The organism is Fusobacterium perfoetens (assembly GCF_021531475.1).
Lineage (GTDB): Bacteria > Fusobacteriota > Fusobacteriia > Fusobacteriales > Fusobacteriaceae > Fusobacterium_B.
The window spans coordinates 20344-41937 of sequence record NZ_JADYTX010000013.1; the positions used below are offsets into that span (position 1 = coordinate 20344).

22 protein-coding genes are annotated in these 21594 nt (G+C 27.8%); 20 read left to right on the forward strand and 2 right to left on the reverse strand.

The features are described 5' to 3' along the window. The 15 genes from lpxC to I6E15_RS04410 all read left to right on the forward strand — a co-directional run bounded on the left by lpxC (position 1) and on the right by I6E15_RS04410 (position 16789). The gene (gene lpxC / locus I6E15_RS04340; protein ID WP_235245257.1) at positions 1–828 is read left to right on the forward strand and encodes a UDP-3-O-acyl-N-acetylglucosamine deacetylase; all 828 of its coding nucleotides are present in this window, start codon (positions 1–3) and stop codon (positions 826–828) included. A gap of 94 nt (positions 829–922) precedes the next feature. After that, positions 923–1360 (forward strand): 3-hydroxyacyl-ACP dehydratase FabZ, encoded by a 438-nt coding sequence (gene fabZ, locus I6E15_RS04345; protein ID WP_235245289.1) that lies wholly within the window; start codon positions 923–925, stop codon positions 1358–1360. Positions 1361–1380: 20 nt separating this feature from the next. Continuing rightward, on the forward strand, positions 1381–2154 hold the full coding sequence (gene lpxA, locus I6E15_RS04350) for an acyl-ACP--UDP-N-acetylglucosamine O-acyltransferase (RefSeq protein WP_177162148.1): 774 nt from the start codon (positions 1381–1383) through the stop codon (positions 2152–2154). Continuing rightward, positions 2154–2957, forward strand: coding sequence for an LpxI family protein (locus I6E15_RS04355; protein ID WP_235245308.1), 804 nt, complete (start codon positions 2154–2156; stop codon positions 2955–2957). The genes lpxA and I6E15_RS04355 overlap by 1 nt, the downstream gene beginning before the upstream one ends. A gap of 17 nt (positions 2958–2974) precedes the next feature. Continuing rightward, positions 2975–4057, forward strand: a complete 1083-nt coding sequence (gene lpxB / locus I6E15_RS04360) for a lipid-A-disaccharide synthase (RefSeq protein WP_235245310.1) — start codon at positions 2975–2977, stop codon at positions 4055–4057. Next, positions 4044–5813 (forward strand): ABC transporter ATP-binding protein, encoded by a 1770-nt coding sequence (locus tag I6E15_RS04365; RefSeq protein WP_235245321.1) that lies wholly within the window; start codon positions 4044–4046, stop codon positions 5811–5813. The genes lpxB and I6E15_RS04365 overlap by 14 nt, the downstream gene beginning before the upstream one ends. An 11-nt stretch (positions 5814–5824) precedes the next feature. Continuing rightward, positions 5825–6565 carry a ribonuclease PH gene (gene rph, locus I6E15_RS04370; RefSeq protein WP_268827923.1) on the forward strand — a complete coding sequence of 247 codons (741 nt, stop codon included), beginning with the start codon at positions 5825–5827 and terminating at the stop codon, positions 6563–6565. Between the two features lie 13 nt (positions 6566–6578). Next, entirely contained in the window at positions 6579–7163 is a 585-nt protein-coding gene (locus I6E15_RS04375; RefSeq protein ID WP_177162152.1) for an XTP/dITP diphosphatase, read from the forward strand. A 41-nt stretch (positions 7164–7204) separates the two neighbouring features. Beyond that, positions 7205–8509 carry an ATP-dependent protease ATPase subunit HslU gene (gene hslU, locus I6E15_RS04380; RefSeq protein ID WP_235245324.1) on the forward strand — a complete coding sequence of 435 codons (1305 nt, stop codon included), beginning with the start codon at positions 7205–7207 and terminating at the stop codon, positions 8507–8509. A 16-nt stretch (positions 8510–8525) separates the two neighbouring features. Further along, positions 8526–12041: a chromosome segregation protein SMC gene (gene smc / locus I6E15_RS04385; protein ID WP_235245355.1), complete on the forward strand. Its 3516-nt coding sequence runs from the start codon at positions 8526–8528 to the stop codon at positions 12039–12041. Between the two features lie 99 nt (positions 12042–12140). Then, on the forward strand, positions 12141–13157 hold the full coding sequence (lpxK, locus tag I6E15_RS04390) for a tetraacyldisaccharide 4'-kinase (RefSeq protein ID WP_235245357.1): 1017 nt from the start codon (positions 12141–12143) through the stop codon (positions 13155–13157). Next, the gene (locus tag I6E15_RS04395) at positions 13150–13986 is read left to right on the forward strand and encodes a hypothetical protein (protein WP_235245359.1); all 837 of its coding nucleotides are present in this window, start codon (positions 13150–13152) and stop codon (positions 13984–13986) included. Before lpxK ends, I6E15_RS04395 begins: the two co-directional genes overlap by 8 nt. Positions 13987–13996: 10 nt before the next feature. Then, positions 13997–14449, forward strand: a complete 453-nt coding sequence (locus tag I6E15_RS04400; RefSeq protein WP_235245363.1) for a PTS sugar transporter subunit IIA — start codon at positions 13997–13999, stop codon at positions 14447–14449. Next, positions 14446–15012 (forward strand): nicotinate (nicotinamide) nucleotide adenylyltransferase, encoded by a 567-nt coding sequence (nadD, locus tag I6E15_RS04405; RefSeq protein WP_235245377.1) that lies wholly within the window; start codon positions 14446–14448, stop codon positions 15010–15012. Before I6E15_RS04400 ends, nadD begins: the two co-directional genes overlap by 4 nt. A gap of 118 nt (positions 15013–15130) precedes the next feature. Continuing rightward, positions 15131–16789 (forward strand): phosphoethanolamine transferase, encoded by a 1659-nt coding sequence (locus tag I6E15_RS04410; RefSeq protein WP_235245380.1) that lies wholly within the window; start codon positions 15131–15133, stop codon positions 16787–16789. A gap of 28 nt (positions 16790–16817) precedes the next feature. On the opposite strand, the gene I6E15_RS04415 is transcribed toward I6E15_RS04410, so the two are convergent. After that, a complete protein-coding gene (locus I6E15_RS04415; RefSeq protein WP_235245388.1) occupies positions 16818–17357 on the reverse strand; it encodes a DJ-1/PfpI family protein in 540 nt (179 codons plus the stop codon). A 93-nt stretch (positions 17358–17450) separates the two neighbouring features. On the opposite strand from I6E15_RS04415, the gene yqeC reads away from it, so the two are divergent. Further along, positions 17451–18137 (forward strand): selenium cofactor biosynthesis protein YqeC, encoded by a 687-nt coding sequence (gene yqeC, locus I6E15_RS04420; RefSeq protein ID WP_235245397.1) that lies wholly within the window; start codon positions 17451–17453, stop codon positions 18135–18137. A gap of 37 nt (positions 18138–18174) precedes the next feature. On the opposite strand, the gene htpX is transcribed toward yqeC, so the two are convergent. Then, the gene (gene htpX / locus I6E15_RS04425) at positions 18175–19023 is read right to left on the reverse strand and encodes a zinc metalloprotease HtpX (RefSeq protein ID WP_235245399.1); all 849 of its coding nucleotides are present in this window, start codon (positions 19021–19023) and stop codon (positions 18175–18177) included. Between the two features lie 137 nt (positions 19024–19160). Here htpX and I6E15_RS04430 point away from each other — a divergent pair, with 137 nt between their 5' ends. From I6E15_RS04430 to I6E15_RS04445, 4 genes are read left to right on the forward strand one after another with little or no spacing between them, the layout of a single operon-like run. After that, positions 19161–20075, forward strand: a complete 915-nt coding sequence (locus tag I6E15_RS04430) for a Ppx/GppA family phosphatase (RefSeq protein WP_235245406.1) — start codon at positions 19161–19163, stop codon at positions 20073–20075. Positions 20076–20086: 11 nt separating this feature from the next. After that, on the forward strand, positions 20087–20356 hold the full coding sequence (locus I6E15_RS04435) for an acylphosphatase (protein WP_235245414.1): 270 nt from the start codon (positions 20087–20089) through the stop codon (positions 20354–20356). 54 nt (positions 20357–20410) lie between these two features. Continuing rightward, a complete protein-coding gene (locus I6E15_RS04440) occupies positions 20411–20965 on the forward strand; it encodes a tetratricopeptide repeat protein (RefSeq protein ID WP_235245443.1) in 555 nt (184 codons plus the stop codon). Between the two features lie 46 nt (positions 20966–21011). Then, positions 21012–21575, forward strand: coding sequence for a J domain-containing protein (locus I6E15_RS04445; protein ID WP_235245452.1), 564 nt, complete (start codon positions 21012–21014; stop codon positions 21573–21575). Positions 21576–21594 lie beyond the last annotated feature (19 nt).

Below are 21594 nucleotides of genomic sequence, written 5' to 3' on the forward strand. Positions count from 1 at the left end.
ATGAAAAGAAAAACTATAAATCAAGAGATTTTTTATGAGGGGATAGGTCTTCATAAAGGAAAAAATATAAAACTTCATCTAATTCCAGCTGAAAAAGGTGGAATAATATTTAGAAGAACAGATTTAGAAGAGGGAAAAAATGAAATAGCTCTTCACATTGATAATACTTTTGATTTAACAAGAGGAACAAATTTAAAAAATGAATTTGGAGCAGCAGTTTATACAATAGAACATTTTTTATCAGCTCTATATATTTTAGAAATAACAGATTTAGTTGTAGAATTAAGTGACAATGAACTACCTATTTGTGATGGAAGTTCTCATACTTTTATTGAAGAGATAGAAAAAGTGGGAATAAAAGAGCTAGATGAAGATGTAAAAGAGATAGAAATAAAAGAGCCAGTTTATCTTGCTAAAGGAGATAAATATGTAATCGCTCTTCCTTATGATGGATATAAATTAACTTATACAATAAAGTTTGACCATACATTTTTAAAATCTCAAATGTTAGAAACTGAGATTAATTTAGAGAATTATAAAAAAGAGATATCTTTTGCAAGAACTTTTGGATTTGATTACGAGATAGAGTATTTAAAGAAAAATAATCTGGCTTTAGGTGGAACTTTAGAAAATGCAATCGTTATTAAAAAAGATGGAGTATTAAATCCAGATGGATTAAGATATGAAGATGAATTTGTTAGACATAAAATGTTAGATATCATAGGAGATTTGAAAGTTTTAAATAGACCTATAAAGGGGCATATAATAGCAATAAAAGCTGGACATGCTCTTGATATAGAGTTTGCAAATTTGATAAAAAATTTATAATTTGAAAAAATATTTTAAGAAACGAAGAAAAAATCTACAAAAAAAATATACAATATAGTATAATATAGTATAGAAAAAACTCGGAGGTTAATAAATGTTAACAGTTAATGAAATAATGGAAAGAATCCCACACAGATATCCTTTTTTGTTAGTAGATAGAATAGTAGATATCGATAGAGAAAATAATAAAGTAATAGGATTAAAAAATATAACAATAAATGAAGCTTGTTTCCAAGGTCATTTTCCAGGACATCCTATTCTTCCAGGAGTTTTAATAGTTGAAGGAATAGCACAAGCTTTAGGAGTTTTAGTTTTTGAATTAGCTGGAGATGACGGAAAAGATAAAGTTCCTTACTTCGCAGCTCTTGATGAAGTAAAATTTAAAGCTCCAGTAAAACCAGGAGACCAATTAATATATGAAGCACAAATTATAAAACAAAGAAGAAATATTATAAAAGCAGAAGGTGTAGCTAAAGTAGACGGGAAAGTAGTTACAGAGGTAAAATTTACTTTTAGCATAATGGATAAATAACTTAGAATGGGGGAGTTAATGTGACTGAAATACACAGTACATCAATAATAGAAGAGGGAGCAGTTATAGGCGAAAATGTAAAAATAGGTCCTTTTTGCATAATAGGAAAAGATGTAAAAATAGGAAATAATACAACTTTACAATCTCATATAGTTATTGAAGGAATAACAGAGATAGGAGAAAATAATACTATTTATTCATTTGCTTCTATAGGAAAAGCTTCTCAAGATTTAAAGTATAAGGGAGAGCCTACAAAAACTATAATAGGAAATAATAATACAATTAGAGAATTTGTAACTATTCATAGAGGAACAGATGACAAATGGGAAACAAGAATAGGAAATAATAATCTTTTAATGGCTTATGTTCATGTGGCACATGATGTAATAATTGGAGATAATTGTATTTTTTCAAATGCTGCAACATTAGCAGGTCACGTAGAGATAGGAAACTGGGTAATAGTTGGAGGACTGACAGGTGTTCATCAATTTTGTAAAATTGGAGATCACGCAATGATCGGAGGAGCTTCAGCAGTTACACAAGATATATGTCCATTTATTTTAGCTGATGGAAATAAAGCAATTCCAGTGGGACTTAATAATATAGGATTAAGAAGAAGAGGATTTACAGACGAAGAACTTTTAGATTTAAAAAGAGCTTACAAAGTTTTATTTAGAAAAGGTCTACCTTTAAAAGAAGCTTTAGCACAGCTTGAAGAAACATATAGTGAAAGTAAAAATGTAATGAATCTTGTAAACTTTATATCTCAAAGTAAACGGGGGATTGCAAAATAATGGAAAAAGTGGGAGTAATAGTTGGAAATGGGAAACTTCCCTATTCAATTATGAAAGAGATAGAAAAAGATAAAAATATAGAATTTTTTCCAATAGGTCTTTTTGATACAGTAGTCAGCGAGATAAAAGCTCATAAAAATTATAAAAGTTTTAATATTGGTCAGGTAGGAGAGATTACAAAATATTTTATCAAATCCAATATTAAAAAAGTTATTATGCTCGGAAAAGTAGAAAAAGAGTATGTTTTTAAAAATGTAAAATTTGACAAATTCGGAGAGAAAATTCTTGATAATCTTCCAGATAAAAAAGATGAAACTCTCCTTTTTGGAGTTATAGCATTTTTTAAATTAAATGGAATTTCTGTTATCCCACAAAATTTCTTTCTAAAAAAAATAATGTTTGAAAAAAAATGTTATACAAAATCTATGCCAAGTGAAGAGGATTTAGTCACAATAAAAATAGGAAAAGAGGCAGCAAAAGCTTTAAGTGAAGTGGATGCTGGTCAAACTGTTGTATGTAAAAATTCCTCTGTGGTAGCTTTGGAAGGTTTGGAAGGAACTGATAAAGCAATACTAAGAGGAGGAGAACTTGGTGGTGAAGGTTGTATAGTAGTAAAAATGTCAAGACCTCAACAAGATGCTAGGGTGGATATTCCTACAATTGGAGTAGAAACTATAAAAACTTTGGTAAAAATAAAAGCTCGTGGAGTGGTTGGGGAAGCTAAAAAAATGATATTTACAGATCAAGAGGAAGCTATAAAACTAGCAGATGAACACAATATATTTATTGTGGGAATAAAATAAAATTTAGAGGTAAATTTATGAAAATATTTGTATCAACTGGAGAGGTATCTGGAGATTTACATCTTTCTTATTTAATAAAAAATATGTTGGAAATAGATAAAAATATAGAGTTTTATGGAGTAGTAGGAGAGCATTGTAAAGCTTTAGGTGTAGAATCTGTTTTTGATATAAAAGAGTTGGCAATAATGGGTTTTTTAGAAGCTTTAAAAAAATATAGCTTTCTAAAGAAAAAAGCCTATGAGTATATAGAATTTATCAGAGAAAAAAATATAGAAAAAGTGATACTTGTTGACTATGGAGGATTTAATTTAGAATTTCTAAAACTTATAAAAGAGATGCTCCCACAAGTAGAAGTTTATTATTATATTCCACCAAAACTTTGGATTTGGGGAAAAAGAAGAATAAAAAAATTAAGACTTGCCGACCATATTATGGTAATTTTTCCTTGGGAAGTGGAGTTTTATAAAAAATATGGGATAGATGTTGTCTATTACGGAAACCCATTTATAGAAAAATATCCCCTTGTAGAAACTGAAGGAGATAAGATACTTTTATTGCCCGGAAGTAGAAAACAAGAGGTTACATCACTTTTACCAGTGATGCTTGATTTGGTAGAAAATAATAAAGAAGAAAACTTTCTATTGAAACTACCTGATAAGAAAACTTTTAAATGGGTAAGTTATGATTTAACAAAATATAAAAATTTAGAAATTTCTGAAGAAAGTTTAGAAGACGTAGTAAAAAAATCAAAAATAGCTGTGGCAGCTTCAGGGACAGTTACTTTAGAGCTTGCTATTATGGGACTGCCTGCAGTGGTAGTCTATAAAGTGACTTTATTAAACTATTTAATAGGTAAATATATATTAAGATTAAAATATATATCTTTGCCAAACTTAACAGAAAATAAAGAAGTTTATCCAGAACTTATTGGAAAAGACTGTAATGAAAAAAATATTTTATCGAAGATAAAATATATGTTAGAAAATATAAACAGTATCAAAAATGACATAAAAGAAATAAGAGAAAAACTTTACGGTAGAGAGATAACAAAAAATTATGGGGATTACATTTTGAAAGGAAAAAAATATGTTCAAGGATAAAATAGCGAAAATATATAGCAGTGATGCTTTAGGGGGCTTTGTAAAGTATAGTTTTAAATATAAAAAATGGCTTTTTGGAACTTTACTTTTATCAGTCATTTCATCAGCTATGGGGGCGGTACCAGCTTGGTTATCAAAATATTTGGTTGATGATGTCTTAATATCAAAAAATGGAAAGATGATGGTAGTTGTAGGTGGAGGAATATTTCTGACTACAATGATAAAAGCTCTTTCAGCCTATTATGCAGAAACGACCTCTGTTTATCTAAGTGAAAAAATAAGAAGAGAGGTTAAGATAGATATATTTAAACATTTAGAACATCTTCCAATGTCTTTTTTTACTCAAAATAAGCTTGGAGATATAATGGCTAGACTTTCTGGAGATTCCTCAAGTCTTGGAAGAATAGGGTTTCTTTTATTTGATATGGTAAGAGAGATCATAGCTGTTTCAGCATTTTTAATAAGAATGTTTCAGTTGGATATAACACTTTCTTTTATAGCTTTAATAGTGGCACCAGCAATTTTTGGAATGGTAAAAAAATACACTAGAAAAATGAAAAGAAGCGGTAAAGAAAGACAAGATACTATTGGAGAGGCAACAGCTTTTATGCAAGAATCTTTAGCAGGGATTCAAGTTATCAAGGGATTTAATAAAATTGATAAAATTATAGAAAATTATGAAGATGTAACAGAAACAGAGATGCAAAAAATTTATAGAGCAGCTAAGATAAAAGCAAAAATATCTCCAATCAATGAGATTTTAACAGCTTTAATGCTTGTGATGATTGCTGCTTATGGTGGTTATGCAATAATTTATCTAAAAGATTTTACACCAGGAGATTTAATTTCTTTCTTAACAGCAGCAGGACTTATGCAACAACCACTTAAGAGATTTATAAGAAGAAACAGTGAACTTTATGAAATTATCCCATCTGGTGATAGGGTAATGGAAATATTTAAAATTAAACCTGAAGTGGATTGCTTTATAGAAGAACCTAAAAAATTTAGCGGTGAAGTAAATAGCATAGAGTTTAAAAATGTAGGATTTACTTATCCAAATAGTGAAACAAAAGTTTTAAAAGATGTAAGTTTTTCTGTAAAAAAAGGTGAGGTTGTAGCTTTTGTAGGAAGTAGTGGAAGTGGAAAAACTACAATAGTAAATCTTCTTCCAAGATTTTATGATATTGAAGAAGGTAATATAGAAATAAATGGAATAGATGTAAGAGAATATTCTTTAAAACAATATAGACAATATATTGGAATGGTACCTCAAGATACATTTTTATTTAGTGGAACAATAGCCGATAATATTGGCTTTGGAAAAGAAGGAGTATCGTTTGAAGAGATAGTGGAAGCTTCAAAAATGGCAAATGCTTATAATTTCATAAAAGATTTAGAAAAAGGATTTGATACAGAAGTTGGAGAAAGAGGAGTTTTACTTTCTGGTGGACAAAAACAAAGAATCGCTATAGCTAGGGCTTTAATTCAAAATCCAGCTATAATGATACTTGATGAGGCTACATCAGCTCTTGATACAGAATCAGAAAAACTTGTACAAGAGGCACTTGATAAATTAATGGTAGGAAGAACAACTTTTGTAATAGCTCATAGACTTTCAACAATAATTTCTGCTGACAAAATAGTTGTTATGGAAAAAGGAGAAGTTAAAGAGATAGGAAAACACGAAGAACTTCTTGCAAAAAATGGATTATACGCAAAATTATATAATATTCAATATAATAAATCAGAAAATTAGAGGGTGAAAAAATGAACGAAGTAATAAGAGAAGATGGAAGAAAAATAGATGAAACTAGAAAAGTAGAATGTATAAGAAATTATACAATCCACGCTGAAGGATCTGTACTTATGTCTTGTGGAAATACAAAAGTAATCTGTACAGCATCAGTTTCAGATAAAGTACCACCATTTTTGAGAAATACAGGAAAAGGTTGGATAACAGCTGAGTATTCAATGCTACCAAGAGCCACTGGAGAGAGAACTCAAAGAGAATCAGCTAAGGGAAAACTTTCTGGAAGAACAATGGAAATCCAAAGACTTATTGGTAGAGCTTTAAGAGCTTGTATAGATTTAGATAAAATTGGAGAAAGAACAATAACAATAGATTGTGATGTAATCCAAGCTGACGGAGGAACAAGAACTACTTCTATAACAGGTGGATATATTGCTCTTGCAATGGCAATAGAAAGAATGGTAAGAAACGGAGTTTTAGAAGAAAATCCAATAAAATCTAAAATAGCTGCTATAAGTGTTGGAATTGTTGGTGGAACACCTATGCTAGATTTAAAATATAGCGAAGATTCAGCAGCAGAAGTTGATATGAATGTAATTATGAATGACAGAGGAGAATTTGTAGAAGTTCAAGGAACAGGAGAAGAGGCTACTTATACAAGAGCGGAACTTAACACACTTCTTGACTTAGCTGAAAAAGGAATAAATGACCTTTTTGAAATTCAAAATAAAAATTTAGAAGAGGAATTTTCTAAATAGGTGAGGTAAAAAAATGAAAATATTTTTAGCAACAGGAAACAAAAATAAAATAGAAGAGATTAAAAAAATCTTTTCAATGGAAAATATAGAAATTCTTTCAATAAAAGATGGAATAGAGATTCCAGAAGTTGTGGAAGATGGAACAACTTTTGAAGAAAATTCAAAGAAAAAAGCATTAGAGATTGCAAAATTTACTAATATGGTAACAATAGCTGATGACTCTGGAATATGTGTTGATGCTTTAGGTGGAGCTCCTGGAGTTTACTCTGCAAGATATTCTGGAGAAAATGCTACTGATGAAAAAAATAATAAAAAACTTATAGAAAATTTAAAAGGTATCGAAGATAGAAGAGCAAAATTCGTATGTGTAATAACTCTTGCTAAACCTACTGGTGAAACATATAGTTATTATGGAGAGGTTTGTGGAGAAATAATAGACGAACCTCGTGGAGAATATGGATTTGGTTATGATCCGCATTTCTATATGAAAGAATATGGAAAAACAACAGCAGAGATGAAAGATTTTAAAAATCAGATAAGCCATAGAGCAAAAGCTTTAGCAGAGCTAAAGAAAAATCTAGATGAGATATTAAAATAAGCTAGCTAGTAAGTTAGCTTTTTTTATAGTGGGAGGGAAAAATGATTCCAAGAGAGATTGTAAAAGAACTTGATAAATATATAGTTTCTCAAGATGAAGCTAAGAAAAATTTGGCTATCTCTTTAAGAAATAGATATAGAAGACAAAATATAAAAGATGAAAATATGAGAAAAGAGATAACTCCTAAAAATATAATTCTTATGGGCTCAACAGGAGTTGGAAAAACAGAACTTGCAAGACGTCTTGCAAAAATAACTAACTCTCCATTTTTAAAAGTAGAGGCTACTAAATATACTGAAGTTGGTTATGTAGGAAAAGATGTAGAAAGCATTATAAAAGATATAGTGGCTCTTACAGTAAAAAGAGTGAAATCAGAAGAAACAGAAAAGTTGAGAGAAAAATATTATGATTTGGCTGTTGAAAAAGTAGCAAAACTTATAAACAATCTTGATACTTTAGATGATGAATTTAAAAATAATCTTGTAGAACATATAAAATCAGGAAAATTTGACGATGCAATTGTTGAGATGGATAAAAGTCAATATGAACAAAGAGGTCCTATAATAGAAATTATGGGATATTCTGAGGGAAATGATATAGAAAATGTTTTACAAAATGTTATGAGTCTTGGAGAAAATAAAAAGCCTAAAAAATCTAAGGTAAAAGTAAAAGATGCTATCACTATGATAATTAATAAAGAGATTGAAAATAATCTTGATAATGAAGCGATAGGAATGGAAGCTATAAAAAGAGTAGAGGAAAATGGAATTATTTTTATAGATGAGATAGATAAGATAGCTGCTACAAATAATGCAGGAAGAGGAGAAGTATCAAGACAGGGAGTTCAAAGAGATATTTTACCAATTATTGAGGGAACTACAGTTATGACAAAATTTGGTGCTGTAAGAACTGAGCATATTTTATTTATAGCAGCGGGAGCTTTTAGTGAGGCAAGTTTTTCTGACCTTATGCCAGAACTTCAAGGAAGATTTCCTCTTGTGGTAGAGATGGAAGATTTGACACAAAAAGATTTTGTAAAAATTTTAACAGATATAGATTATAATCTTATTGAGCAATATAAAAGTTTATTAGCTGTTGACAATGTGGAATTAAATTTTTCTAAAACAGCCATAGAAAAAATAGCTGAGTACGCTTATGACCAAAACTGTAATGTTGAAAATATCGGAGCTAGAAGACTTGCAGGAGTAATTGAGTTGATACTTAGAGATGTGATGTTTGAAGCTCCATATGAAGAAAAGAAAAAAGTAAATATAGATAAAAAAATGGTTGATAAAATTTTAAAATTTGATACAGAGGAAGAAAATTTAGATAAATATATATTGTAGTATATGAGGAGATAATATGCATTTAAAGGGAGTAGAGATATACGGATTCAAATCTTTTGGTGAAAGAATAAAGATAGATTTTACTGGAGGAATTACATCAATAGTAGGACCAAATGGGTCGGGAAAATCTAATATATTAGATTCTATCCTTTGGGTGCTAGGAGAACAATCATATAAAAATATAAGAGCTAAAGAGAGTAAAGATATAATATTCTCTGGTGGAGAATCTAAAAAAAGTGCCAACAGTGCTGAGGTTTCTCTTTTTATAGACAACAAAGATGGATATTTTCCAACTGATGAAGACACTCTAAAAGTTACAAGAAAAATCTACACAAATGGAGAAAATGAATATTTAATCAACGATAAAAAAGCAAGACTTAAAGATATAAGTGATATGTTTATGGATACTGGTATTGGAAAGTCTGCTTACTCTGTAATCGGTCAAGGAAAAGTTGAGAGAATAATCTCATCTTCTAAAAAAGAGGTAAAAGAGATAATCGAAGAGGCTGCAGGAGTAAAAAAATATCAGATTAGAAAAATAGAGTCTGAAAAAAAACTAGCCAATGTAGTAAACGAAGTTGAAAAAATAGATTTGATTTTGACAGAAACAGGGGAACATAGAGCTAAAATAAAAAAACAAGCTGAAAAAGCTTTGGAATTTTTAAAAATAAAAGATGAAAGAGATTCTCTGAATAAGGGAGTTTTTACTTTTGAACTAGCTAGAAACAAAAATCTTTTTGAAAAATCAAAGGCTAGAGAGCAAGAGCTTGTTGAAAATCTTGAAAAAATAGAAAATGAAAAAAAATCTAAAGAGCAAGAGATAGAGCAAGTAAAAAAAGATATATCCTTTGTAAAAGAAACTATCGAAAAATTAATGAGCAAAAATGAAGATCTAAAAAATATGATTAATGATTTTGAAAAAGAGAAAGCAAAACTTCTTGAAAGAGAAAAGGGATTTGAAAGAGAAGAAAAAGAAAGAAATGAGAGAATTGAAAGTTTTAAGGATAAAATCCTAAAAAATCAAGAGGAATGCAATAAGCTTTTGGAAGAGAAAGAAAATTTAAAATCTTTCTTAGAAACTAGTGAAATAAAAGTAGGAGAACTTGAAAAAGAGATAAACTCTCTTGAAAATAAAAAAAGCTCTCTAGAAAAAGAGATTGAACTTAAAAAAAGACAGATACTTGATTTTGAAGTAACAAAACTTCAATATGATAACGAAATAGAAAGTTCAGAAAAAAGAGTTAAAGGAAGTACCGCAAGAATTAACAATTTAACTACTGAACTACAAGAGATAGAGAAAAAAATCTTAGAAAATAAAACTCTTTTGGAAGAAAGTAAAAAAAATAAAGAAAATTCTGAGAAGAGTTTAAAAGAAAATGAAAAAAATCAAAATGAATGTGAAAAAAATATAAGTGACATCAGTATAAAAATAAATAGAGCTAATGATGAGCTTAGAAAAAGTGAATTAGATGTTACAAAAGCTCAAGATAGATATAATAGCATTCATAGATTTGAAGAAAATAACGAGGGATTTTATAAAGGAGTTAAAGAAATTCTTAATCTTGGAATGAAAGGTGTAGAGGGAGCTTTAATCTCTATAATAAATATTCCTGAAAAATTTGAAAAAGCTATTGAGGCATCTATTGCAGGAAATCTTCAAGATATAGTTGTAGAAAATAGTGGAATTGCTAAAAAATGTATTGAGATTTTAAAAGAGAGAAAGGTTGGTAAAGCCTCTTTCTTGGCTCTTGATACAATAAAAACTTTTGCTAAAAAAGATATTCCGAGATTTGATGGAGTAATAGGAAGAGGGTCTGAACTTGTGGAGTTTAACCCAAAATACCAAAAAATAATCGATATGGTGCTTGGAAATCTTTTAATAGTGGAAAATATAGATATAGCTATTGCAATCTCTAAGAAAAATATTTTTTCTGGTAATATTGTAAGTCTTTCTGGGGAATTGATAAGTGGTAGTGGAAGAATTACAGGGGGGGAAAATAAAAACTCAGCTATCTCTCAAATGTTTGAAAGAAGAAAAGAGATGAGAAGACTAGAGGAGATAATCTCAAACTCGACTGAAAGAATTGGAAAGATAAAAAAATATCTAGAGGAAAATAGCGAAAAATTATCAGAACTAGAAACTAGAACTCAAAATCTTGATAGTGAAAATACTACAATCAGAAAAAATATTAAAAATTATACTGAAGAATTTGAAAATTTAAAATCTAAGTCTGAAAGATTTGAAAAAGAGAAAAAAGTATCTCTAACTGAAAAGGAAGAGGAAGAAAATTACATAAGAGAATATAATAAAAGAATAAAAGAATCAACAGAAAATAGAGAAAACTTGGAAAAAAATACAAAAGAGATTAGAGAATCTATTGATGAAAAATCAAAAGAGGTATCTACTCTTGGAGAAAATGTTGATAAAATAAAAATAGAATATTCTGATATAAAAATAAAATATTTAAATAGTAAAGATAGAAACACTCAGATTGAAAATGATATGGAGAAAAATCAAACTGAAAAGAAAGAGCTAGAAAATGAAAAAGTTCAAGCTGTTGAAAGATTGGAAAAATTAAAATTAGAGATAGAAAATATCAAAAAAAATCTGATGGATATAGAAAAAAACAAAGAGGAAAAAGAGTTACAATTTGAAAAGGAAAATAAAGAGCTTGGAGTGGCTGATGAAAAGGAACAACTTCTTCAAATAAAAGAAAAGGAACTTATAGGTCTTATAAAAGATATTGAGGGAAAAAAATATAAAGAGGAAGAAAAAAGAGTAACAGAAAGGGAAAAACTTTCACAATATGAGGAAAAAATAAATTATTTTGAAGAAACACTTGCTGGAATGGAAAATATTCCAATAAAAACTATTGAAGAAAGTATTTACAAATCTTCGGTAGATAGAGTAAAATATTTAAATAATAAATTAAAAGATTTTGAAAGTGTAAACCTTTTGGCTGTGGAAGAGTTTAAGGAACTTGACGAAAGATATAATTTTATAAAATCGCAAAAAGAGGATTTAGAAGCAAGTAGAAGTTCTCTTCTTGAGATAATAGAAGATATTGGAAACTCCATAAGAGAGAGATTTTTTGATGCCTATAACAATATAAATAATAACTTTAATCAAATGTGTATGGAAACGATTGATAACTCTGAGGGAAGTCTGACACTATCCAATGAGGAAGATTTTGAAAACTGTGGAGTAGAGATTTTTGTAAAATTTAGAAATAAAAAAAGACAATCTCTAACTTTACTTTCTGGTGGAGAAAAATCAATGGTGGCGATAGCATTTATTATGGCAATATTTATGTACAAGCCAAGTCCATTTACATTCCTTGATGAGATTGAGGCAGCTCTTGATGAAAAAAATACTAAGAAGCTTATTGGAAAATTAAAAGAGTTTACAGATAAATCTCAATTCATTCTAATAACACATAATAAAGAAACTATGAGATCATCTGATAGTATATTTGGAGTTACTATGAATAAGAAAATCGGTATCTCAAAAATAGTCCCTGTTAAACTTTAATAAAAAATTGTATAATAAAATAAAATTTTTCTTTGATTTTTATGTAAATTAAGGGTAAAATATAGAAAGCATATAAATAAAGATATTGAAGAGGAAAAAATGAAATTATTATCATATATATATTATCTTGTTACGAGCCTGAGAAACTGGCTCTATGATAGGAAAATTTTTAAAATAAAAAAAATAGAAGATCTTTTTGTAATCTGTATAGGAAATATCACAGTTGGGGGAACAGGAAAAACTCCAGCTGTACAATATTTTGCAAAAAAATTACAAGAGCAGGGAAAAAAAGTAGTGGTAGTTTCTAGAGGTTATAGAGGAAAAAGAAAAGTTGACCCACTGGTTGTATCAGACGGAAAGAAAATTCTTGTTACCTCAAAAGAAAGTGGAGATGAACCATATAGCCACGCCCTTAATTTAAAAGTTCCAGTTGTTGTAGGAAGAGATAGGTATGAGGCAGCAAAACTTGCAAAAAAAGTTTTTAATGCAGATACTATTCTTTTAGATGACGGATTTCAACATAGAAAGTTTTTTAGAAATTGGGATATAGTTTTAGTTGATGCTACAAATCCTTTTGGTTGGAGAGCTTTACTTCCAAAGGGAACTTTGAGAGAGGCTTTTAGTAGTGGTGCAAAAAGAGCCTCAGAATTTATAATTACAAAATCAGACCTTGTGTCAGAAGAAGATTTAAAAGTTATAAAAAGATTTTTAAAAGTGAGATATAAAAAACCTGTTTCAGTAGCAGTTCATGGAATAAAAGCTCTGTATGATATGAAAGGAAATATGAAACCTCTGTTTTGGGTAAAAGGAAAGAGGGTTTTACTTTTTTCAGGACTTGCCAATCCTCTTAATTTTGAAAAAACAGTTATCTCTCTTGACCCAGCTTATATAGAGAGAGTGGACTTTTTAGATCATCACAGCTTTAACAAAAAAGATATTGCTCTTATAGAAAAAAGAGCTAAGGATATGAAAGCAGAATATATAATAACTACTGAAAAAGATATGGTAAAATTACCAAAAGATATAAATATAGAAAAACTATTTGTTTTAAAAATAGAATTTGATATACTAGAGGACAATACTTTAGAGTGTTTGAGAGGAGAAACAAATGAATAATATATCAAACCTAAAAGATTTTAAAGGGGAGAATTTATTTGTAGAGTTAGAAAAAATCTATAATCAAGATGAAAAATCAAGAGAAAAATTTGTTAGACAACTTATCCACACTACAAATAAAAGAGCTTTTTTCACAATTGATGAGAATGGAAGAATAAAAAGAAAAGCTGGAAATTATCTTTTGACTATGTCAGTTTTTGAAGAAGATGATGAAAAGTTTTTAAGATATTTTTATGAACTTATGGATTTTTCAGAACAAGATTCATTAAAAGAAAAATCTCTAAGCAGAATACAAAATATAGATACTGCAGATATGAAAAAAAATATAATAAAACTTATTATAAATGGAAAAGTTGAATATGCTATAAAATATCTATACGAACTTTATAAAAGAGATGAAAAAGAATTTTTTAAATATATCTCTGAGATAATTTTAATGGATAATATGGACTTTGAAAAAACTATATATATCTACTCAATGAAAAAATATTTTGAAAAATATGGATATTCTTTAGAAGTTTTCTATTATGTAATGTCTTATATAATAAAAGCTAGATTCGACTTATATGAGTATGAAAATATTCAAGTAGTAGAGGGAATTATAAAAGAAAGTTTAAAAGAAAGAGTAAAAAACAGTTTAGAAAAATATAAAAATAAAAATGGATTAAAAGTAGCAGGATATTTGAAAGTTTTAGAAGAAGAAACTTATGAAAATGAAAAAATTTATCTAAGTATTTTAAATTCTAGAATGAATAAAATTGAAAATACAAATAATCTTGAAAAATTAACAGATATTGAAGAGAAGGTTTTTGAAATTCTTATAAAATAAGAGGAGAAAAATGGTTAAATATACTAATGAAAAATTAATAAAAATTATTAGGGGAAAGAATACTAAAGATGAGATACTAGAAAAAATAGTAAATTTAATTGATGAAAATACAGACTTAGTCATTGATAAAAAAATATTCTTGGAAAATATTATGGAAAGAGAAAAAATTGGAAGTACTGGTATAGGAATGGGGATTGCTATGCCACATACAAGATGTGAAGGGGCAAAAGATCTTGTAGTAAGTATCGCACTTTTAGAAACTCCAGTTGATTTTGGGGCTATTGATGGAGAACTTATAAAAGTGGTTGTTCTTGTTGGAGGACCAAAAGAAAAAGGACAAGAGTATCTAAAAGTTATGTCAAGTATTGCTAGAATTTTTAGAGAAAAAGAAAATAGAGATAATATAAAAACTGCTAGAACAGAGGAAGAATTAATAAAAAGTATAATGGAGATAGAACATTGAGAATAGGAATTTATGGGGGAAGTTTTGATCCTCCCCATTTTGGACATAAAAGTGTAGCTTATTATACAATAAAAAATCTAAACTTGGATAAACTTTTGATTATTCCTGTGGGACGTGCTTCTCACGGAAAAAATAATCTTTCAGATAATATCCTAAGATATGAGATGTGTGATATTGTCTTTGGAAGTTTAGATAAGGTCGAAATCTCTAAAATCGAGATAGAAAAAGATGAAATATCTTATACATACAAAACTTTAAATGAAATTATGGAAATTTATGGAAAAGATAATGAGTATTTTGAGATAATCGGTGGAGATTCAGCTGCATATTTTACAAAATGGAAAAATTATGAAGAGATCTTAGAAAATTCAACTGTAGTTATACTTAGAAGAAAAGGTTATGTAAGTGAGATAACCTCAGATAAAATAATAGAATTTGAAAATGAATATTTTGATATATCTTCTACTGAGATAAAAGAAAAACTTAGAAATAATGAAGATTGTAGTGGGATATTAGATGATAAACTAATAGAGTTTATAAAAGAAAATAATCTATATAGATAAAAAATAAAAAGTTATTGTGAAAGTAAAATCACAGTAACTTTTTTTATTTTGTTTTAAAATAATACTCATTGACAAAAAAAAAGTGGTATAATTCCGTGATTAAGCTTTGGGGAGTGATATGAAAATGAAATTTTTAAATTTTATCTGGAAAAAAATAGAAAATATTTTTGAAAATGATTTTTTAGTTTTAATGCAAATAACACTTTTAAATTTTATTCCTTACGGAATTAGTAAATATTTTTTTAATAAATATGCAGAACGTCCATTGTATCAGAAAATTTTAAAATTTTTATTGGGTGAAATAGAATTTTTTATTTTTTGTTTAGGGATAATGATAATTTTATCTTTATTTAAAGAAAAAATAAAAAATATTATTTTAAAAATAATAGTATGTATATCTTATTTTACATTTATAGTAGATATTTTATTATTAAAAAATTTTGGTGCTTTAATGAATGCTGGATTTTTTCAAATTCTTTTAGAAACAAATCAAAAAGAAGGATTTGAATTTCTAAAAATGTATTTTAATTTTAAAATAGTTATATTAATGATTTTTTTAATAGCATTAAACTATTTAATTATTAAAATTTTTAACAGAAAAATAGATATAAATAAATTTTTTAAGATAAAATCTTTTAAAATAATTTTTATAATCTATATTATTTATTCAATATTTGATTTTAAAGGAATGAAAATTCTTTCAATAAAAAGATTTTATACTGCCATAAATGGAGCTTATACTAATGTAAAAGAGTATAAAGATATTGGAGAAAAATTTAAAGATAATAAACTTACTATAATTTCAAATGATTCTAAAATAAAAAATATTATTTTGGTAATAGGGGAATCAACTACAAGAAATCATATGAGCTTATATGATTATTCTTTAGAAACTAATCCATTACTAGAAAAGATAAATGAAAAAAATCTTTATAAATTTACAGATACAATAAGTCCACATAGTCATACTATTGCTGTAATAAAAAAATTAATGACTTTCTATAATCTAGAAAGTGAAAAAGAGTGGTATAAAAATAATAATCTGATAGATGTTATGAAAAAATCAGGATATACAACTTATTGGTTTTCTAATCAAGAATCTAGTGGAGTTAACGGAAACGTGGCTGTAGCATTGGGAGAACAGTCAGATGAAATAGTATTTAGTGCTTATAGAGATTCAGATACAGAAATAATATCAAACTATGATGAGGAAATAGTAAATAAAAGTGTAAAATATATAGAAAAAGAAAATAGAAATTTTATAATTTATCACTTAATGGGAACTCACGGAAGTTATAGGCATAGATACCCTAAAGAGTTTAATATTTTTGAAAATGATTCAAATGAAAGAATAGGAGAATATGATAATGCTGTTCTTTATAATGATTATGTTATAGATAAAATTATATCTAATTTTAAAGATGAGGATAGTATTATTTTATATGTTTCAGACCACGGAGAAGAAGTTTATGATTTTAGAGATTTTGCAGGTCACGCTGAAACAAATATTAGTAGATATATGGTAGAAATTCCATTTTTAGTTTATACTAGTGATAGATTTATAGAAAATTATCCAGAGAAAGTGGAAAGTATAAAAAATTCTGTAAATAAACCTTATATGACTGATGATTTAATTCATACGATTTTAGATATAGCAGATATAAAAACTTCAGAGTTTGATGAAACTAGAAGTATCATAAATAAAAATTTTAATGATAAAAGAAAAAGAGTTATCAGTGGAAAAGATTATGATACAGAATTAAAAAATAAAAACTAGAAAAATATAAAAGGTCTTGGATAATATTTTAAAATCCAAGTCCTTTTTTTACTTTTTCTAATTTATCAGGAGCTAATATTTTTATAATTTCAAAAGATAAATCTTGAGAATATCCAGTCCCTCTACAAGTAATAAGATTGTCATCTATTGTAATAGGAGAGTTTGAGATATTACAAAATTTTTCAGTTTCTTCTAAAAAAGATTGATGAACAGACACAGTTTTTCCAGTTATTAAATCTTTTTTAGCAAGAGCATAAGGAGCTCCAGAGATAGCCATTACAAGTTTTTGATTTTTTAGATAATATTTTATAAGTTTTAAAGCCTCATCAGATTTTGGAAGATTTTCGTAGTGAGAATATCCACCAGCTAAGAAAATTCCCTTGGCATCTTTATAATCTCCTAAAAAATCATCAGCTATAATCTTTATATCTTGGGCAGAGTTAACTTCTAAAGTTTTTCCAAGAGATAGAGTCACGACTTTTATCCCAGCTCTTTTTAAAATATCTATGGGTGTTGTAGTTTCTATAAGCTCAAATCCCTCAGCAAGTAAAAAATAAATTTTTTTCATATATCTCCTTAAAGTTTTTATTTCTTTTGATGAAAAAAATTGTAAAAATGTTTAAAATTTAGGTTATAATATAAAAAAACTTAGGAGAAAATTATGTTTGAAAAATTTAATATAGAGAAAAAAAATATAATAACCATAACAGGAGCAGGTGGTAAAACAACTCTGATGTTTTTATTAAGTGGAGAACTATCTAAACTTGGAAAGGTAATGGTTACCACTACAACTAAAATTTATACTCCAGGGAAATCCCAATTTGAAAAAATGTACATTGATAATAAAGAGACGATTGGAGAAAATAAAAATATTTTTGTGGTTGGAAAAGAGATAAAAGATAAAAAATTAATTGGAATTGGGTATCACGAGGTTGAAAGATTAAAAGATGATTTTGATTATATTTTAATTGAGGGAGATGGCTCAAAAGAAAAATTTTTAAAAGAGTGGAATGAGTTAGAGCCTTGTATACCTAATTTTTCTAATGTGATAATAGGAGTTATAAATCTTGATATTATAGATTTAGATTTGATAGAAGAAAATATCCATAGATTTGAACTTTTTAAAGAAAGATACCCAAAATTTATAAATAAAAAAGTAAATTTTGATTTTCTAAAAGAATATATAAAAAATGGAAAATTTTTTGGAGAAAATAAAATTGCTAAAAAATATATTTTTCTTAATGGAGCAGATGGAGAGAAAAAATCAGAAAAAGAAAAAATAGCAAAAGAGTTACAAGAGATATTTAAAAATGAAAATTTTAAAATAATATATGGAAGTTTAAAATAAAAGCTGTTGCGTTAAAATTGCAACAGCTTTTAAAATTTTAATTATTTCTAGCTAATTCATAAAGTCTTTCTATTCTATCTTTTGTAGATGGATGAGTGCTAAAAAGAGTAGCCATTTTATCTCTAGATGAAAGAGGATTTACTATAAACATATTTTCAGTAGCTGGATTAGCATTCATAGGATTTCTTCTAACTCCTAACTCTAATTTTTCAAGAGCATTTGCAAGATAGATTGGATTTCCACAAAGTTTTCCGCCGTATTCATCAGCTTTATATTCTCTAGTACGAGAGATAGCCATTTGAACTAACATTGCAGCAATCGGAGCTAGAATAGCTACGAAAATAAGACCGATTCCTCCCCCATTGTCATCATCTCTATCACTTCTACCTCCACCAAAAATTGCAGACCATTTTGCCATATTTGCCAAGAAAGATATAGCTCCAGCAAAAGTAGCAGCCACAGTTCCAATTAAAATATCTCTATTATTAACGTGTCCTAATTCGTGTCCAATAACTCCAGAAAGTTCATTATCATCTAAAATATTTAAAATCCCAGAAGTAACAGCCACAGCTGCGTGGTGAGGATTTCTTCCAGTGGCGAAAGCATTTGGTTGAGAACTATTTATAATATACACTTTTGGCATTGGAAGATTTGCTTTTTTTACAAGCCCCTCTACAAGTTTATAAACATCAGAGTTTGAAGACACTGGTTTTGCTCCATACATAGCAAGAACTATTTTATCGCTGTACCAATAAGAGATAAAGTTAGTAATTCCTGCAAAGACAAGAGCCATATAAACTCCTTGACGACCTCCTATGGCATTTCCTAAAGCTAACATAATAAAAGTCATTACTCCCATCAGTAAAAAAGTTTTAAAATTTTTCATTTGTTCCTCCTAAAAAATATTAAAAAAATTGAATATTTAACTAATTTTTTGTTATAATTAAATTATAAGGGTAGATTACCCAATTGTCAATTAGATGTAAAAAAATATAAAATAGTTGAAAATTTTTAGGAGTGAAAATGATAAAATATATAAAAGGAATTATTGATATAGGAACAAATTCTTGCAGACTTTTCTTAGCAGAAGTGGGAGAAAGTGAAAATAAAATAGAGATTTTAAAAAAAATCTACAAAGAAACAAGAATAACAAAACTTGGAAATTTTATACAAAGTGATACAAGTATCTCTAATGATGGAATTGAAAAACTTATAGAGATTATAAAATATTTTAAAAATATTTGTGATAAATATGAATGTAAAAAAATTATTGGTTTTGCTACCTCAGCTGTGAGAGAATCTAGCAATAAAGATGAAATAGTAGAGAGAATAAAAAAAGAATCAGATATAGAAGTAAGAGTTATATCAGGAGATCAAGAGGGAAAAATAACTTTTGCTGGTTCAAGCACAGAGTTTTCTAAAAAAATTCTTCTTATGGATATTGGTGGAGGAAGTACAGAGTTTATTTTTGGAGATAGAGAGAAGATAGATTATGTAAAAAGTTTTAAGGTGGGAGCTGTAAGAGAAACTAAAAAATATTTCCAAAATGATAACTATGATGATATTAAAAGTTGCATAACTTCCGTAAGAGAAAGAATTGGTGAGATAGAAAAATTTAAAGGACAAGATTTTATTTTTGTAGGAGTAGCAGGGACAGTTACAACAAATGTAAGCGTTTATGAAGAGATGAAAGTTTATGATTCTGAAAAAGTTCATCTTTATACCTTAACTAAAAAAAATTTAAAAAGAAATTTAGATAAGTTTTTGAGTCTAAGATTAAAAGAAAGAATGGAGATGATAGGTCTTCAACCTGAAAGGGGAGAAAATATTATAGCTGGGACTTTGATAATTCTTGAAGCAATGGATATTTTAGGAAAAGATGAGATAGTTGTTTCAGAGTGTGATGGTCTTGAGGGAGCTATGATAAATTTTAGATAAGAGGTGGTGATATGACGACTTTTCATTATATTATAAGTGGAAAAGTTCAAGGGGTAGGATATAGATTTTATGTTGGATTTAGATTGGAAAAACTAGGAGTAAAAGGTTTGGTAAGAAATTTAGAAAATGGAGATGTAGAACTTTTTATGCAAGGTGATGAAGAACAAGTTTTTATTGGTGAGAAATATATAAAAATGGGTACACCTTGGAGCAAAGTTCAAAATATAGAGAAAGAAATGGTAGAAATGAAAGAATTTTCAAAATTTAATATTGAATATTGATTTAGTAAATGATATAATTTCTAATGGTCATTTACTAGAGAAAGGGGAATCTTTATGTTAAGGGCCGAAATTTTTAAAAAATATGACTCAATAGAAGACTTTGAAAAGAAAGAGGAAGAATTGAGAATCTCATTGCTTGTCAATGGAAATGATATAAAAAATTTAAAAGAGTTGGGATTTTTAACTTATTATAAAAAGGACTATAACTCAGCAATAAGAATTTTTAAAAAATTAGTTGAGCTAGAACCAAAAAACAGTAATTTTATAGCTTTTTTAGGATATTTATTTTATGAAAATGATGAATATGAAAAAGCTATTGATTATTATTTGAAAGCGTTGGAAATTTCTAAAAATATGCCTTTTGTATATTTTCTTTTGGGAAATGCCTATTCAAGAATAGGAAATGTAGTTGAGGCTATAAAGTGTTATGATTTGGCTATATTTTCAGAAGATGATATTTATGATATTCATATAGATTTTGGTAAAAAATATGAGGAGATAGGTAGTCTTGATAGAGCTTTAAAAGAGTATAAAACAGCCTATGAGATAGATCCTAGAGATAAAAAAATTTTAGATAAAATTTCTGAGCTTTCTAAAAAAATGAGTTAAAAATACCGATCTAAAATTGTAGAGAGATTTTTAATAAGGAGAAAAAATGGAAATAGCTTTGATAATAACAGTGATTTTATTTTTTATAATTGCTGGGATATTGGGACCACAAAGAGCCATAGGATTTATTCCTGTGTTGCTTGTATTAGGTGTGTTATTTGTATTATTTGGATATATAATAGTTGCATTTTTCCCGATTATATTAATATTTATGCTTTGGAATATGATAACAGGAAGAAATAAAACTAATACTAGTAATGGTAGAACAAGAACTTATTATTACAGAACTACTGGAAATGCACAAGACTTTGAAGAATTTTTCAGAAGAGCTAGTGAGCAACAAAGTGGTGGATATTATTATAATGGAAATTACAGCAACAGTGGAAATTCATATAATAGTTACAATAATTATTTTGAAGATAAGTCAAAATATTATAGAGTTTTGGAAGTGGAGCAAGGTGCAAGTCAAGATGAAATAAAAAGAGCTTTCAGAGCAAAAGCAAAGCTTCATCACCCTGACAAATATGCAAACGCTTCTCACGAGGAAAGAGATTATCACGAAAAGAAATTTAAAGAAATAAATGAGGCTTATGAGAAATTAACTAAATAAGAAAATTTTAGTGATTTTT